The sequence below is a fragment of the Acidovorax sp. SRB_24 genome, from assembly GCF_012931925.1.
On the sequence record NZ_MWOM01000043.1, the window covers coordinates 1 to 15,197 of the forward strand.

A 15,197-nucleotide genomic window follows, 5' to 3' on the forward strand; every position below is an offset into this window, starting at 1 on the left:
CTCTTGAACCCCCGGGCCTGGCTGGCACAGACCCTCTTTGAAGGAGGCTTCCGTGCAGCGAAGAGAGCAACTATAGCATAGCAAAGCCCTGAAAAATCAAACCTTCCACTTTTCAAGCAACTTGTCGGGACTCAAGTTGTCATACGTCTCAAACGGCTGGTGGATCCAGGGGTTTGTGGGCAAGAACTCTACAGAGTAGTCCGGAGTGAAGTTCGACATGCCTTTGGTCCAGATGACCGCACTGCGCAATTCCGTAATGGGAGAGTAGCTGTTGCGGAGCATGTCTATGACCGCATGCAGCGTGTGGCCTGAGTCTGCCAAGTCATCCACCAACAGCACACGACCGGCAATTTCGCCTTTGGGCGTCGTGATGAAACGAGCGATATCCAAATGGCCTTGCACTGTGCCCGCTTCAGCCCGGTAAGAACTGGTGGACATGATGGCCAAAGGCTTGTCAAAGATGCGGCTCAACATGTCTCCCGGACGCAAGCCGCCACGGGCCAAGCACAAAATTGTGTCGAACGCCCAACCGGACTGGTGCACCTTGAGCGCCAGCTTTTCTATGAGGTTGTGGTATTCGTCATAGCTTACGTACAGGTGCCTGCCATCTTCTGTCAACATTCTTAACTCCTAATTTAATAGCTATTTGCGCCCAATGGAAAAGGCTTTGAGGCCTATTTGGCACTTATTCAGGCAGATAGGGGTGCTGCATCATGATGGTGTGATCACGGTCGGGGCTGGTGGAGATCATGGCCACCGGCACGCCAGTGACATGCTCAATGCGCTGCAGGTACAGGCGAGCATTGACAGGGAGCTCGTCATACTGGGTTACGCCCACCGTGGAGTCGCTCCAACCCGCCATGGTTTCGTACACGGGCTTGCAGCGCGCGATGTCGTCTGCTCCCATGGGCAGCAGGTCAATGTGCTGGCCGTCGAGTTCATAGCCTGTGCACAGCTTCAATTCTTTCAAGCCGTCCAGAACGTCCAGCTTGGTGATACACAACCCAGTCAGGCCATTCACCTGGGCGCTGCGCTTGAGCAATGCCGCATCGAACCAGCCACAACGCCGGCTGCGCCCGGTTGTGACGCCCTTCTCCGCGCCTACAGTGCTCATGTGGTACCCAGGCGTGCCCGGCACATCCCAGTCCAGCTCGGTCGGGAAAGGGCCGCCGCCCACTCGGGTGCAGTAGGCCTTGGTGATGCCCAGGATGTAATGCAGCATGCCCGGTCCGACTCCGGCGCCTGCGGCCGCATTGCCCGCCACGCAGTTGCTGGAGGTCACATAGGGATAGGTGCCATGGTCCACATCCAACAAGGTGCCTTGCGCGCCTTCGAACAACAGATTCGCCCCATGCTGGTGGGCCTCGTTCAATTCGCGCGACACGTCGGCCATCATGGGTTTGAGCAATTCGGCGTGGCGCATGGCCTCTTCATAGACGGGTTCGAATTGCACCTGGCCATCGCGAAGGTACTGCGCCAGCCCAGGGCCAAAATCAAACCGCTTGGAGTCCAGGAAGGTACTCAAAACATGGTTGTGGAGTGCCAGCAATTCACGCAGCTTTTGCGCAAAACGCTCCGGGTGTTTCATATCCTGCACGCGCAGGGCGCGGCGGGCGATCTTGTCTTCATAGGCAGGGCCGATACCCCGGCCGGTGGTGCCAATTTTTTCGCTGCCGCCTTGTTCACGTGCAGCTTCGCGCGCGACGTCCAGCGCAGCATGGAACGGCAGGATCAGGGGGCAGGCCTCGCTGATGCGCAAGCGTGATCGCACTTCGACGCCGGCCTTTTCAAGGCCTTCGATTTCTTCGAACAACTTGGCGGCCGACAGCACCACGCCGTTGCCGATGTAGCACTTCACGCCCGCGCGCATGATGCCGCTGGGAATGAGGTGCAAAGCGGTCTTGACGCCATTGATGACCAGCGTGTGGCCGGCATTGTGTCCACCCTGGAAACGCACGACGCCCTGAGCACTCTCGGTCAGCCAATCCACCAGCTTGCCCTTGCCTTCGTCACCCCACTGAGTGCCGACCACGACCACATTACGACCTTTGGTAGTTTTCATCTCAAACCCAATTCAATTATCAAAAACGTCCAATGGCTTGCACCATCCAGCGCCCATCGGCATGCACAAGTTCGCGATCGCAGCAAAACTCATCCACCTCGCTGCCACGCCCGGGCATCGAACACACCACCGTCTCGCCCTGGCTGCGCAAGGCAGCGATGGCGACACGCAGATCTTTGGCCTCGTCCCACGGCGCACGAATCGCGGCCTTGAGCGCCCGTGCCGGCACGGCGCCCACCAGTTGCTTGAGGTCCAGGCTGAACCCTGCTGCCGGCCGGTTGCGGCCAAACACAGCACCCACTTCGTCGTAGCGTCCGCCCCGCACCAGCGCATCGCCGGCAGTCTCGGAATAGATAGCGAAGCGCACGCCGCTGTAGTAGGCGTAGCCCCGGAGGTCCGCCAAGTCGAAACTCACGCGCGTGCCCTCAAGGCGCGCCGCAAGCCACTTCAAATTTGATAGCGATTCACGCACAGCAGGCGTGCGTTTGAGTGCCTTTTCAGCCTCAATCAACACAGACTCATCACCGTACAGCTGCAGGAGTGCTTGCAAGCCTTCGCGCGACGGCGCAGGAAAATTTCGGGTCAACTGGGCCAATTCGCTCGCGTCCTTGGAAGCCAGTGCGGCGTACACATCGCGCAGCACATTCGCGTCCACAGGGACTCCTGCCAAAAGGCTGCGAACGATGCGGACATCCGCCAAGTCCACACTGGTGTGGCACACCCCAGCCACGCGCAGGCAAGCCAATGCCAATTCGAGGGCTTCTAGGTCCGCTTCCAACCCGGCGTGGCCATAGATTTCGGCACCAAACTGCAAGGGCTCGCGCGTGGCATGGGGCCGATCAGGCCAGGTGTGCAGAACCGGGCCGCAGTAACACAGGCGTGCCGTTCCCTGGCGATTGAGGAGATGGGCATCGATGCGCGCCACCTGCTGCGTGGTGTCCGCGCGCAAGCCCATCATGCGACCAGAGATCTGATCGACAAGCTTGAAGGTTTGCAGATCGAGCGCCTCACCCGAGCCAGTGAGCAGCGATTCCAGATGCTCAAGCAGCGGCGGCATCACCAACTCGTACCCATAACGGCATGCAGTGTCGAGCAGCCCGCGGCGTAATTCTTCGATGTGCCGGGCCTCGGAGGGCAGGACATCGGCAATGTGATCCGGTAGGACCCAAGCAGACATGGAAAGAAGGAGGGCTGTTAAAAACGTGATTCTACCGGCAGGGACTTTCGCCCTGGCCAAGACAGGCCATGCACCTTGGCATAGGCGCGGCACCCGCGTCAGCGCAGCATGAAGACAGCCGCGCCAGACACGATGCAAAGAAGGGCAAAAAAGCGGATCTGGCCGTCACGCAACTGCATGAGTTGTGTGAGCAACCGGCGCCACCCCGCAGGAAAGAGGAAAGGCAAAAGCCCTTCCATCACCAGGATCAGCGCCACGGCGGTCCAGACGCAATCGCTCCACTCCATGGCGTGGACAGAGTGGAGCGTACAGACGCAGACTTATTTGCGCGCAGCCGCAGGTGCGGGGGGCGCAGCGCCTCGGAATGCCTTGAAGAACTCGGACGATGCAGGATCCAGCACCATGACATCGGCCTTCTTGTTGAAACTGGCCTTATAGGCATCCAGGCTGCGGTAGAACTGCGCAAACTGCGGGTCCCGGCCGAAAGCCTCGGCATACACGCGCGCTGCTTCGGCATCGCCCTCACCCTTGACCTTCTGCGCGTCGCGGTAGGCATTGGCAATGGTGATCTCGCGCTGGCGATCGGCATCAGCGCGGATTTTCTCCCCTTCTGCCGCACCCGTTGAACGCAACTCATTGGCCACACGTTTGCGCTCAGCTTCCATGCGCCGGTACACCGACTCCGTGATGGCTTCCACATAGTCGACACGCGTGATGCGCACGTCGACCACATCCACCCCCCAGGGTTTGGCGCCGCGCACCGACTCCAGCACCTCGCGCTTCACGTCGGCCATCAGGGCCTCGCGCTTGACCGACAGCAGCTCCTTGACCGTGCGCTTGTTGATTTCCTCCTGAAATGCATTGCGCACCACGCGATTGAGCTGCAATGCGCCAGCGTTCTCATCCAAGCCCACATTTCGGATGTACTCCGAAGGCTCACTGATGCGCCAGCGCACATACCAGTCGATCACCACCCGCTGCTTTTCGGCCGTGAGCATGGGCTCCGTGTCCGTGCTGTCGAGTGTGAGCAGACGCTTGTCAATGTACGAGACGTTCTGGAACGGTGGTGGCAGCTTGAAGTTCAAACCAGGCTCCGTAATCACCTCTTTGATCTGACCCAGCGCATAGAGAACACCGAACTGGCGCTGGTCCACTACAAAGAGCATGGAACTCATCAGTGCCAGCACGACGAGAATAGAAGATGCAATAAATCCAACCCTGTTCACGTGCTTCTCCTAGCGGCTCTCGCGCTCACGGGAACGACTGGTGTCGCGCGCCCGGGCGTCGTTCGAAAATGTGGATGGCGGTGCTGCGGGAGCGCCGGCAGACCCAGCGCCTGTACTTGCCCCGTCGCCCGCGCCCGCAGCGGGCTGCTGCGCAACGGTCTGCATGATTTTGTCGAGCGGCAGATACAAAAGGTTGGAGCCCTGGCGAGAGTCCACCAAGACCTTGGTCACGTTGCTGTAGATCTGCTGCATGGACTCCAAGTACATGCGGTCGCGGGTCACCTGAGGGGCCTTTTGGTACTCTGTCAACACTGAGCTGAAACGCTGAGCATCACCTTGCGCCTGTGCCACGATACGGGCTTTGTACGCCTCCGCCTCTTCCTTGATGCGCGATGCAGAGCCCACAGCACGTGGCACGACATCATTGGCATAGGCCTGGGCCTCGTTCTTGGCGCGCTCGCGCTCCTGACCGGCCTTGAGCACGTCGTCAAAAGCTGCTTGCACCTGCTCAGGGGGGCGCACACCGCCCTGCTGCAAATTGATGCCCACCACTTCGACGCCGACCTTGTAGCGGTCCAGAATCGTCTGCATCAGCGTGCGCACACGCGGCGCGATCTGGTCGCGCTCCTCCGCAAGGGCGGTGTCCATGCGCATCTTTCCCACCACTTCGCGCACCGCCGTTTCGGCTGCCTGGACCACGGCATCCGCGGGGTTTTTGCTCTCGAACAACCATGCACGGGCATCGTTGAGCCGGTACTGGACCGCGAATTTGATCTCAACGATATTTTCGTCTTCCGTCAACATCGCGGACTCGCGCAGTCCCGTGGACTTGATCACAGAGTCACGCCCTACATCCGCAGAGCGGATCTGCGTCACAAATACCAATTCATGGCGCTGTATGGGATAAGGAAGACGCCAGTTAAAACCGGCACCTACCGTGGATTTGTATTTGCCAAACTGGGTGATGACGGCCTGCTGTCCTTCCTGGACGATGAAAAAACCGGTGCCAAGCCAAATGAGGACGGCAATGCCCGCAATCACGCCAACACCCATGCCTGCATTTTTCATGTCCGGCTGAAAGCCACCGCCACTGGAAGGACCTCGACCGCCACCGTTACCGCCTCCGAACAGGCCCGAAAGCTTGCGGTTGAGGTCGCGCCAAAGCTCGTCCAAATCCGGCGGCTGGTTACCAGAAGGCCTGGAGTCGCGCGGACGATCCGCCTGTGGCGGTTGCGCCGGCCGCTCCTGTTCAGGGCGGCCGTCTTCGCCTGCACGGTCATCGCTGCCCCGCCCCCACCGTGGATCGTTCAGGTTAAACGCCCCTCGAATTCGGGCTGGCAGCAGGGCCCAACGGCGAACGCTAAATGGTTGATTCATGCGCAAAATCTCGGATTCTCTGAAGACATCAAACGACGCGGCATTGTGCCCAATCACACTCTGCCCGGAGGCAATTCAGCAGCAGCACCCAAGGCCATGTCCGACGACTTGGCCGCCAGCACGGTCGCAGCCAGCTGCTGGCGCAACTGTGGCAATCCACTGCCACTGCTGGCGCTGACAAACAGGCGTGGCACCTGGCGCCCGTCCACGTCGTAGCTGTCCTGCAATGCCTCTGGATGCTGGGAAGCCTCCACCATGTCCAGTTTATTGAACACCAAAATCTGGGGAATATTGGCTGCACCAATATCGGACAATACGCGCTGGACCTGGGCCATCTGCTCTGGAAAATGGGGATTGGAGGCATCCACCACATGCAACAGCAGGTCTGCATCCACGGCCTCTTGCAACGTCGCCTGGAATGCATCCACAAGACCGTGCGGCAGGTCTCGGATAAAGCCGACGGTATCCGACAAAGACACCGAGCGCCCCGCCTCCCCAAGATACAGCTGCCGCGTCGTCGTATCGAGCGTAGCAAAAAGCTGGTCGGCCGCGTAGGCTCGCGCCTTGACCAGCGCATTGAACAACGTGGACTTGCCGGCGTTGGTGTAACCCACCAACGAAATGTTGAACGTGTCTTGGCGCTCTCGCTGGCGGCGTTGCGTGGAACGCTGGCGCTTGACTTTCTCCAAGCGCTCGCGTGTACGCTTGATCGCTTCGCCAATCATGCGGCGGTCGAGCTCGATCTGCGTTTCTCCCGGACCTCCCCGCGCACCGATGCCGCCACGCTGGCGCTCCAAATGCGACCAGCGCCGCACCAACCGGGTGCTGAGGTACTGCAGGCGCGCCAACTCCACCTGCAGCTTTCCCTCGTGGCTGCGGGCACGTTGGGCGAAAATTTCCAGAATTAAGAGCGTCCTGTCATTGACGGGCAACTCCAAATGGCGCTCGAGGTTTCGTTGCTGTGCAGGGCTCAAGGACTGATCGAACAACACCTCTAAAGCGCCATGCATTTGCGCCAGGGTACGCAATTCATCGGCCTTGCCACTGCCCACGAACAAGGCCGCATCAGGCGTCTTGCGCTTGCAGGTTAACCGCGCCACAGGCTTCATACCTGCAGTTTCGGCGAGCAGGCCCAACTCTTCCAACTCCGCATCGAAATGCGGAAAGCCAAAGTCCACCCCGACGAGCAACACCGGCGTCAAAGAGCGATCATGCATAGAAAGCACACCCGCCTGGCCGAATTCGGCGCATATCCGCAAGGTCTGCTGCCCCGACGGGCATCACCAAATACGCGTTCAGGCCCCACCGCCTTCGACTTCTGGAGTTTCCGCTGTGGAAAAACTCACAGCGCGACCCGGAACAATGGTGGAAATGGCATGCTTGTACACCATCTGGGTCACGGTATTGCGCAGCAACACCACATACTGGTCAAATGACTCGATCTGCCCCTGCAGCTTGATGCCATTGACAAGATAAATCGAGACCGGCACATGCTCGCGGCGCAAAGCGTTGAGAAATGGATCTTGCAAAAGCTGGCCTTTGTTGCTCACGATATTCTCCGTGTTCAAAATATTGTTGTAAAACGGCACCTTACCACAGTGACAGTCTCCCCACAGAGCGGTGCCAGATTTCTCCGGCCTCTGTCGGCGAGGACGGCGTAGTTCAACTGTCGCTCTTGTCCGCAAACGGGTTGTGCGAGGTTTTCATTTCGATGCGCAGAGGCGTGCCAACCAGCCCGAACTCCTTGCGAAAACGCCCCTCAAGAAAACGCTTGTACGCATCGGTCACATGTTCAAGCGAATTCCCATGGATCACAATCACAGGCGGATTCATTCCACCCTGGTGTGCATAGCGCAGCTTGGGCCGGAACATGCCCGCGCGTTTGGGGCTTTGGAACTGAACAGCCTCCAGAAGCAAACGCGTCAACACAGGCGTGGACATCTTGCACATGGCCGCCTTGTGCGCTTGTGCAATTGCCGTCCACAGCGGCCCAAGGCCTTGGCGCTTCTGAGCAGAGATGAAATGCAGCGCGGCAAATTTCAGAAAAGGCAGACGGGTCTCGATAGAGCGCTCCAGCATTTGCCGTTCGTAGTCGTCCACCGCGTCCCATTTGTTGACGGCCACCACCACGGCGCGCCCACTCTCCAAAATATAGCCGGCGATGTGCGCATCCTGGTCCGTAACACCTTGCGTCGCGTCTAAAAGCAGCAAAACCACGTTGGCAGATTCAATGGCCTGCAGTGTTTTCACCACGGAAAACTTCTCAATAGCCTCAAAAACCTTGCCTTTGCGACGCAAACCTGCGGTGTCAATCAATTCGAAACGTTGACCATTGCGCTCAAAAGGAACCGAAATAGCGTCTCGTGTCGTGCCAGGCAAGTCAAACGCCACTAGGCGTTCTTCGCCTAACCAGGTATTGATGAGCGTGGACTTGCCGACATTGGGACGCCCAGCGACCGCAAGCTTGATGACACTTTTATCGCTGCTATCGGACGCCTCTTCCAGATCGGACAAGTGCAACGGCTCGAGCGCCAACTCCACCAAATCTCGAATACCTTGGCCATGGGCTGCCGATACCGCATGGACCTCGCCCAATCCAAGCTCGTAAAACTCGGACAACTGCGCCCCCGCGAGCATGCCCTCTGCCTTGTTGGCGGCAAGAACGCATGGCTTTCCCAGACGCCGAAGGTACTTCGCAATGTCGTGGTCTTGCGCCGACAGACCTGCGCGAGCATCCAACACAAAAATGACCACATCCGCTTCCGCAACGGCCTGCTGCGTTTGGCGGGCCATCTCGCGGTAGATACCGCTGGAGGCATCCGGTTCGAATCCACCGGTATCGATAACGATGTACTCGAGCTTCCCCTGCTTTCCATTGCCGTAGTGCCGATCCCGGGTCAAGCCAGCGAAGTCTGCCACGATGGCATCCCTCGATTTGGTCAGGCGGTTAAAAAGCGTCGACTTACCGACGTTTGGGCGCCCCACCAAGGCGATAACTGGCTTCATTGCAAACTACTTTTCATCAATCCGGGCGAAAACCGTAAACACTTCCCTTGCGGGTCACTACTATCAGGGTGTCAGCCACTGCGACAGGCGTTGCAGCAATGCCGGACCCATCGGTCGACAGCCGATTCAGGGGCGTACCATCTTCCCGCGAAAGAAGATGCACCAGCCCCGTATCGTCACCGATTACCACAGAACGTCCCAACAACAGCGGCGCGGTGAGCTTGCGGTACTGCAGCCGCAGCGAGGACCATGCACGGCGACCATCCGCACGGCGCCATGAAGTCACCGTGCCGTCGCTTTCAACACCGTACAACGCAGCAGAATCCCCATCGAGGCCCTCTGAGCCATTGGACTTTTGCGTCCAGAGCACCGCAGCACGGTCCGTGTCCACACAGCCCACGGCGGCTTGGAAAGCCCGGGCGCAAACACTTTCACCGACGCGGCTGATTGGGGCAACGAGTTCTACCAGACGCTCAACATCGTTGGTACCACGCGGACTCGCCAACGGCGCTTCCCAGCGCACTGCGCCTGTATCCGGGCTGAGTCCGACCAATCGACCAGACAAGCCCGCCACCAAGGTGTCCTTGACCGCAATCAGGACACCTGGCTGGCGCAACACCAGTGGCTCACCGGGCCGCGCTTGGCTCCACAAACGCTGACCCGTCTGCGCATCAAACGCCATGACGGTGCGGTCGGCAGCCAACACAAAAACTCTTCCGCCGGCCACCAGGGGCGGCGTGTAAGTCTGCGCCGCCACGCGCTGGCGCCACTGCTCACGACCCTCGTCCAGCACCACAACGTCGTTGTTCCGGGACACCACAGCGGTCCACCGACCATCGCTGCCAATACCCGCAGCCAATGCTCCATCTATGTGGGTGCGCCAAACCTCTGCCCCCGTGCGCGCGTCGATCGCTACCAACGTCCCATCTGCGCCGGCCAGCGTGACTGTAGTCTCTTGCACGTGCGGCACTAATGGCGCTCCGGTGGCTGAGCCCAAATGCGCGCTCCATGCCTGGCGCACACCCAGCACAGGCACGTTGGGTCCCAGCTCTGCGGGTTGAGGCCTTGAAGCGCCTCCGCCCCACAAGGAGCATCCGGTCAAACCGGTGAGCAGCATCGTGAGCAGCAAACTCCGGCGCCATGCATGCCAGCCACGGTGGTGTCGCGCCATCATGCCCTCACCGCTCATTTGGCCGTCTCCGCTTTAGCCACCGACGCCACGGCCTGAGGCTGAATGCCCAAGGCATTGAGTTTCACCTCAACCAGGCGGCGATACTCGGACGCTTCACCAAACGATTTGTAGGCACGACTGTATTCGGCAATAGCCTCTTGCTTCTTGCCCTGCAAGACAAGAATATCTGCCTTTCGGTCTGCCTTCACAGCGTCAAATTCAGCAGGAAAAGAATTGGTCAACTGCTGGAGCGCCTCGTCGTAAGCCTTTTGCTCCACCAGCAGGCTTGCCATGCGCAAGCGAGCCAGAGCCTTGTATCCATCGTCGGAGGCACTGGCTGCGACCCACTCCAGCGCTGCCTTTGCGGCATCGCGCTGCCCCTTCTCGGCTTCCACCTTGGCAACCAATAGTCCAGCCTGGGCCGCTTGCATGGTGCGTGGATATTTCTCTCTGATATCGCCAAAAGCCTGCTCCAACCGCGGCTGGTCGCCGGCCCGCACAGCAACCTCTACCGCGTCGAACAGGGCTGCGGCCTGTGAGGCTTGGCGGTTCTGCCAGAACTGGTACCCGTTCCAAGCTGCGACCGCACCAAAGACAACCACCAACACGGAACTGATGAGAGTTCCCCAGGTGCTCCAAAAATGCTTGAGTTGATCAAGCTGTTCCTGCTCTTCAAGATCGAGATGATTTGCCATGGTTTCTGTTCGGGTTAACGGCTGGATTGTAGGGTGCCGGCCCAGGACGGCACTGCGTCGAGCGGGCACTCTGTCTGGCTGCCACTGCCATCGCGCAACGCCTTTACCGTCACACAACCGCGAGCCAGCTCATCAGGGCCAAAGATCAATGCGAAATGCGCACCGCTCGCATCGGCCTTCTTGAACTGTGACTTCATGCTCCCCATGCCATCGGCCGAGTTGGCCGGGCTGTGCATCTGCACGCGCACTCCACTGGCCCGAAGTTGCTGCAACACATGCATGGCGAACGGCAAGCCCGCCGCGTCCGGCAAAACGGCATAGGCATCTGGAGCAAGCGGCGGTAGCGCTGCCCCTTGCTCTTTAAGCAACTCCAAAACCCGCTCCACGCCCAACGCCCAGCCCACGGCTGGCGCCGGCTTGCCACCGATTTGTTCAATCAGGTAGTCATAGCGCCCACCGCCACAAATGGTGCCCTGGGAGCCCAACTGGTCGGTGACAAATTCGAATACCGTGAGGTTGTAATAATCCATGCCCCGCACCAGGCGCGGATTGAAACTCCAGGCGACACCATTGGCGTCCAATATGGCCTTGACCCGACCGAAGTGCTCAAGCGACTCCTGGCCCAAGAAATCAATCAGGCGCGGTGCTGACTCCACCACCGCCTGCATGGCGGGATTCTTGGTATCAAGAATGCGCAACGGGTTGCTGTGCAGGCGCCTGCGCGCTTCTTCATCCAGGATGTCAATGTGGGACTCAAGGTAGACGATCAACGCAGTCCTGTGGGCTCTGCGTTCGTCGGGCTGCCCCAGGCTGTTGAGCTCCAAGCGCACATTTTTAAGACCCAACTCGCGCCACAAGGCCGCGGCCAGAAGAATCAGCTCTGCATCGACCTCGGCCCCGGAAAACCCCAAGGCTTCTGCACCAATCTGGTGGAATTGCCGGTAACGGCCACGCTGTGGCCGCTCATGCCGAAACATAGGCCCCATGTAATAAAGCCGCTTGCCCCCTTCATAAAGCATCGAATGCTCGATCACGGCGCGCACCACTCCAGCCGTCGACTCGGGCCTCAGCGTGAGCTGCTCACCGTTGAGGCGATCTTCGAAGGAATACATTTCTTTCTCGACAATGTCCGTCACCTCTCCCAAGCCCCGGACAAACAAAGCGGTGGGTTCCACAATGGGCGTACGAAGGTTGCGGTATGCGTAGCGCTCCATCAAATCGCGCACCTTACCCTCCAGCCACTCCCAGCGTGCCGACTCGGGCGGCAGGATGTCGTTCATTCCTTTAACGGCGACCAGCTTTTCGGCTTTCAGCGCAAAATTTGCAGTTGCAGTGCTCACAGTGTTGGCTTCTTCTTTTGTTGGTGGATCAGGCACTGCGCATCTGCAACGCCTCTGTCATACAAGACCCGGGATCAGCGCAAATACGCTGCCCCTGCGGACCCAAAACGATTTTCAATATACCGTTCGACGAGTTCGTGGAACTCACTGGCGATATTGTCGCCGCGCAGCGTCACGGCCTTTTCACCATCAATGAACACCGGGGCCGCCGGCGCCTCTCCCGTTCCAGGAAGACTGATACCGATGTCCGCATGTTTGCTTTCGCCAGGGCCATTGACAATGCAACCCATCACGGCCACTTTGAGGTTCTCCACGCCAGGATAGCGAAGTTTCCAAACGGGCATCTGGGCACGCAAGAAGTCATCAATTTGCTTGGCCAGTTCCTGGAACGTTGTGCTGGATGTACGACCGCAGCCAGGACAGGCGGTCACGCTGGGCACGAACACGCGCAAGCCAAGCGCCTGCAATATTTCGGAGGCGATCACGACCTCTTGGGTTCGGGACTCGCCGGGCTGGGGCGTGAGCGACACACGGATCGTGTCGCCGATGCCTTCTTGCAGCAACACAGACATTGCAGCGGCCGAAGCCACCGTTCCTTTGGTGCCCATGCCTGCCTCGGTCAAACCCAAATGCAAAGCGTAATCACAGCGACGTGCCAGCTCCCGGTAAACCGAGATGAGGTCCTGCACGCCGCTGACCTTGCATGACAAAATGATCTGACCACCATCCAGTCCCATGCTTTCTGCGCGCCGGGCTGACTCCACCGCGGAGGTAATCAAGGCTTCGTACATGACCTGTCGGGCATCCCAGGGCTGCGCGCGCCGGCTGTTGATATCCATGAGCTGCGCCAACAACTCCTGGTCGAGGCTGCCCCAGTTCACGCCAATGCGCACCGGCTTTTCCCAGCGCATGGCGGCATCGATCATTTGCCCGAACTGCTTGTCGCGCTTATCACCCTTTCCCACATTGCCGGGATTGATGCGGTATTTGGACAAAGCCTCTGCACAAGCGGGATAGTCGGTGAGCAGCCGATGGCCGTTGTAATGAAAGTCTCCCACAAGAGGCACGTCCACACCCATGCGGTCCAGCTGCTCGCGCACATAGGGCACAGCTGCAGCGGCCTCCGGGGTGTTGACCGTGATCCGCACCATTTCGGAGCCCGCCAGCGCCAATTCCTTGACCTGGATCGCCGTACCAACGGCATCGACCGTGTCGGTATTGGTCATGGACTGCACGCGCACCGGAGCGTCTCCGCCCACCGTCACCGTGCGTGCGCCCCATACAACCCGCGCCTGGCGCGTGCGCCGAGGCAAGGGAGATGCCATCTGAATGGGAGCGCTTGCAGCGCCATTCATGTTGTTCACTCTGTCACCTCAAATCGGGCCACGTTTTCTCTGGCCAATGCAGCGACGTCCAGTGGAGCGCCCCGCACAAAGACCTCTGTCGCGTCTGCCCTGCCCACCACGACAGACAAAGGCAGCACAGACGACGACGCGGAGGCGCTTTCCCCCGACGCAAGTGTGCGCTGAAAAATGACCGCCCCTTTTGCGTCGCGCACCTGCACCCACGATTGGCCGCGTGCCCGAAATGCGAGCGTGTCAACAGGGACTGTCTGGCCCACGTCTCCAGGCGCAGAACTTGCAGCAAGACCGGTCACGGCTGGGGCAGGCGCAGGCTTCGGTACAGTTGCGTCCACACCAGCGGACAACTCCGACGCCCTACCTGCTTCCGGAACCATCGCAGCGGGCGGCGTAACGTCCACTGCAGAGAGGGGCGCTGGCGTCAAAGACGGCGATGCACCGGTTTCGGCGACCTGCGGAGCAGGCAATGGACTGATCACCTCGCTGCCGGACATTTCGACCCCCCGCGGGAAAAACACCAGCGCTATGGCTCCAAGCAAAAGCATCGCAACCGCCCAGCCCAGCGGGCGGGTAGCTTGGGCAGTCACAAAGCTGCGCCCTGATTTTTCCGAACCATCCTTGAAAGATGCGTTGAGCCCGACAGCACCGACAGCCAGTCGGGAAGCATCACCCTTGGGCATCAGCGCAAGAACCTCAGCAGGATCTAGCTTCAGCGCGCGGCACACAGTCGACGCCAGCGCACGCCTGAACACGGTATCGGGCAAAACAGTGCAGTCATCGGCCTCCAGCGCCTCCAATTTGCCGACCGGAACCTTCAAGGCGCCTGCCAGCACCGCAATGTGGACGCCAGCGGCCTCGCGGGCTTGCCGCAGCAATGCGCCAGGAGACGGTGATATCAAACCCGGATCACCGGACTCCTGCTCCAAGCCTTGCACCACAGAACACTCCTGTGTCTCACTCATTGAAGATGCCTCGCTCATGCAGTGACTGTTCACGAGAGTCGGGGAAACGCTTGTGCAATTGGCTGGCAAGCTGCTCGGAGGCGACCCTGTCGCCCAATGCGCGCTCCACCTTGATGCCCAGCCACAGGGACTCTGAATTGGCCATCTCGCTATTGTTCAAGCGCCGAATATAGAACTGCGCCTTGGCGGCCTCGCCGCGCTGCAACAACATATGGGCAAGGTTGTAGCCAACGATGGGGTTGCCGGCATCGAGCTCATAGGCGCGGACCAGGGTCTGTTCAGCCTGCGCGGCCTGCCCAGCCCTGGCTTGGCACAGGCCTTGTGCCATCAAGGTCTTGCCTTTGGCAGGGTAGGCAGGTTGGGACAGCACGCGCGCAAACTGCTGGTCCGCTTCGGCATATTTTTGCTGTAGGCACAGAAGCCATGCATAGTTGTGCAGAACGGAGGGATCGTTGGACCGCACGCCCAACGCACGCCGAAAACTGCCTTCAGCCTGTGCATACTCGTTCAGGCGCATGTAAATCAGGCCGCGCAGGTTGTATGCATCTGCATAGCCCGGATCGGTCGCAATTGCCTGCTTTATCTCATCCAGAGCGACCGTGGTCTGGCCGGATTCGAAATAATTGGCAGCCAGCTCCAACCGAATGCGCGCGCGACGGCGCGCTTCTGGCTCATCCGAAGGCGTCAAGAATTCCTGCCCTGAGGCGGAAGCGCCGGGCTGCGCTGAACATCCGGAAACGCCTGCGACGCCCACGATCAGTGCGCCACCCATACAAAGTCCCGCTACCCAAGGCCGCCACCGCGCCATGCTTGCCGCCAT

15 protein-coding genes are annotated in these 15,197 nt (G+C 59.7%); all 15 read right to left on the reverse strand.

The features are described from left to right. Window positions 1–96: 96 nt before the first annotated feature. Window positions 97–621 (reverse strand): phosphoribosyltransferase, encoded by a 525-nt coding sequence (locus B2J89_RS14355; RefSeq protein WP_169169750.1) that lies wholly within the window; start codon window positions 619–621, stop codon window positions 97–99. A gap of 64 nt (window positions 622–685) precedes the next feature. Beyond that, a complete protein-coding gene (locus B2J89_RS14360; RefSeq protein ID WP_169169751.1) occupies window positions 686–2,062 on the reverse strand; it encodes an adenylosuccinate synthase in 1,377 nt (458 codons plus the stop codon). Window positions 2,063–2,081: 19 nt separating this feature from the next. Then, a complete protein-coding gene (locus B2J89_RS14365; RefSeq protein WP_169169752.1) occupies window positions 2,082–3,239 on the reverse strand; it encodes an ATP phosphoribosyltransferase regulatory subunit in 1,158 nt (385 codons plus the stop codon). Window positions 3,240–3,337: 98 nt separating this feature from the next. Continuing rightward, a complete protein-coding gene (locus tag B2J89_RS14370) occupies window positions 3,338–3,526 on the reverse strand; it encodes a DUF2065 domain-containing protein (protein ID WP_169169753.1) in 189 nt (62 codons plus the stop codon). Window positions 3,527–3,559: 33 nt separating this feature from the next. Beyond that, window positions 3,560–4,465, reverse strand: coding sequence for a protease modulator HflC (hflC, locus tag B2J89_RS14375; RefSeq protein WP_169169754.1), 906 nt, complete (start codon window positions 4,463–4,465; stop codon window positions 3,560–3,562). 9 nt (window positions 4,466–4,474) lie between these two features. Next, on the reverse strand, window positions 4,475–5,842 hold the full coding sequence (gene hflK, locus B2J89_RS14380; protein WP_169169755.1) for an FtsH protease activity modulator HflK: 1,368 nt from the start codon (window positions 5,840–5,842) through the stop codon (window positions 4,475–4,477). Between the two features lie 53 nt (window positions 5,843–5,895). Beyond that, window positions 5,896–7,059 (reverse strand): GTPase HflX, encoded by a 1,164-nt coding sequence (gene hflX, locus B2J89_RS14385; RefSeq protein WP_169169756.1) that lies wholly within the window; start codon window positions 7,057–7,059, stop codon window positions 5,896–5,898. Between the two features lie 78 nt (window positions 7,060–7,137). After that, window positions 7,138–7,392, reverse strand: coding sequence for an RNA chaperone Hfq (hfq, locus tag B2J89_RS14390; RefSeq protein ID WP_371736591.1), 255 nt, complete (start codon window positions 7,390–7,392; stop codon window positions 7,138–7,140). Window positions 7,393–7,504: 112 nt separating this feature from the next. Then, the gene (gene der / locus B2J89_RS14395; RefSeq protein ID WP_169169758.1) at window positions 7,505–8,848 is read right to left on the reverse strand and encodes a ribosome biogenesis GTPase Der; all 1,344 of its coding nucleotides are present in this window, start codon (window positions 8,846–8,848) and stop codon (window positions 7,505–7,507) included. A 16-nt stretch (window positions 8,849–8,864) separates the two neighbouring features. Further along, the gene (gene bamB / locus B2J89_RS14400; RefSeq protein WP_169169774.1) at window positions 8,865–10,019 is read right to left on the reverse strand and encodes an outer membrane protein assembly factor BamB; all 1,155 of its coding nucleotides are present in this window, start codon (window positions 10,017–10,019) and stop codon (window positions 8,865–8,867) included. Between the two features lie 14 nt (window positions 10,020–10,033). Continuing rightward, complete coding sequence (locus tag B2J89_RS14405) at window positions 10,034–10,714, reverse strand: tetratricopeptide repeat protein (protein ID WP_169169759.1); 681 nt, start codon at window positions 10,712–10,714, stop codon at window positions 10,034–10,036. Between the two features lie 14 nt (window positions 10,715–10,728). Then, on the reverse strand, window positions 10,729–11,994 hold the full coding sequence (gene hisS, locus B2J89_RS14410; RefSeq protein ID WP_169169775.1) for a histidine--tRNA ligase: 1,266 nt from the start codon (window positions 11,992–11,994) through the stop codon (window positions 10,729–10,731). 134 nt (window positions 11,995–12,128) lie between these two features. After that, window positions 12,129–13,409, reverse strand: a complete 1,281-nt coding sequence (gene ispG / locus B2J89_RS14415) for a flavodoxin-dependent (E)-4-hydroxy-3-methylbut-2-enyl-diphosphate synthase (protein ID WP_169169776.1) — start codon at window positions 13,407–13,409, stop codon at window positions 12,129–12,131. Between the two features lie 5 nt (window positions 13,410–13,414). Continuing rightward, entirely contained in the window at window positions 13,415–14,395 is a 981-nt protein-coding gene (locus B2J89_RS14420; protein ID WP_206042584.1) for a helix-turn-helix domain-containing protein, read from the reverse strand. Beyond that, window positions 14,370–15,197: a type IV pilus biogenesis/stability protein PilW gene (pilW, locus tag B2J89_RS14425; protein ID WP_169169760.1), complete on the reverse strand. Its 828-nt coding sequence runs from the start codon at window positions 15,195–15,197 to the stop codon at window positions 14,370–14,372. Before pilW ends, B2J89_RS14420 begins: the two co-directional genes overlap by 26 nt.

Excerpts from the sequence above, each read along its gene's own strand:
- ispG (WP_169169776.1), bottom strand. The coding sequence starts at position 13,409 with ATGAATGGCGCTGCAAGCGCTCCCATTCAGATGGCATCTCCCTTGCCT.
- pilW (WP_169169760.1), bottom strand. The coding sequence starts at position 15,197 with ATGGCGGCAAGCATGGCGCGGTGGCGGCCTTGGGTAGCGGGACTTTGT.
- hflX (WP_169169756.1), bottom strand. The coding sequence starts at position 7,059 with ATGCATGATCGCTCTTTGACGCCGGTGTTGCTCGTCGGGGTGGACTTT.
- B2J89_RS14360 (WP_169169751.1), bottom strand. The coding sequence starts at position 2,062 with ATGAAAACTACCAAAGGTCGTAATGTGGTCGTGGTCGGCACTCAGTGG.
- hflK (WP_169169755.1), bottom strand. The coding sequence starts at position 5,842 with ATGAATCAACCATTTAGCGTTCGCCGTTGGGCCCTGCTGCCAGCCCGA.
- B2J89_RS14355 (WP_169169750.1), bottom strand. The coding sequence starts at position 621 with ATGTTGACAGAAGATGGCAGGCACCTGTACGTAAGCTATGACGAATAC.
- B2J89_RS14420 (WP_206042584.1), bottom strand. The coding sequence starts at position 14,395 with ATGAGCGAGGCATCTTCAATGAGTGAGACACAGGAGTGTTCTGTGGTG.
- der (WP_169169758.1), bottom strand. The coding sequence starts at position 8,848 with ATGAAGCCAGTTATCGCCTTGGTGGGGCGCCCAAACGTCGGTAAGTCG.
- hisS (WP_169169775.1), bottom strand. The coding sequence starts at position 11,994 with ATGAACGACATCCTGCCGCCCGAGTCGGCACGCTGGGAGTGGCTGGAG.
- B2J89_RS14365 (WP_169169752.1), bottom strand. The coding sequence starts at position 3,239 with ATGTCTGCTTGGGTCCTACCGGATCACATTGCCGATGTCCTGCCCTCC.
- bamB (WP_169169774.1), bottom strand. The coding sequence starts at position 10,019 with ATGGCGCGACACCACCGTGGCTGGCATGCATGGCGCCGGAGTTTGCTG.
- B2J89_RS14405 (WP_169169759.1), bottom strand. The coding sequence starts at position 10,714 with ATGGCAAATCATCTCGATCTTGAAGAGCAGGAACAGCTTGATCAACTC.
- B2J89_RS14370 (WP_169169753.1), bottom strand. The coding sequence starts at position 3,526 with ATGGAGTGGAGCGATTGCGTCTGGACCGCCGTGGCGCTGATCCTGGTG.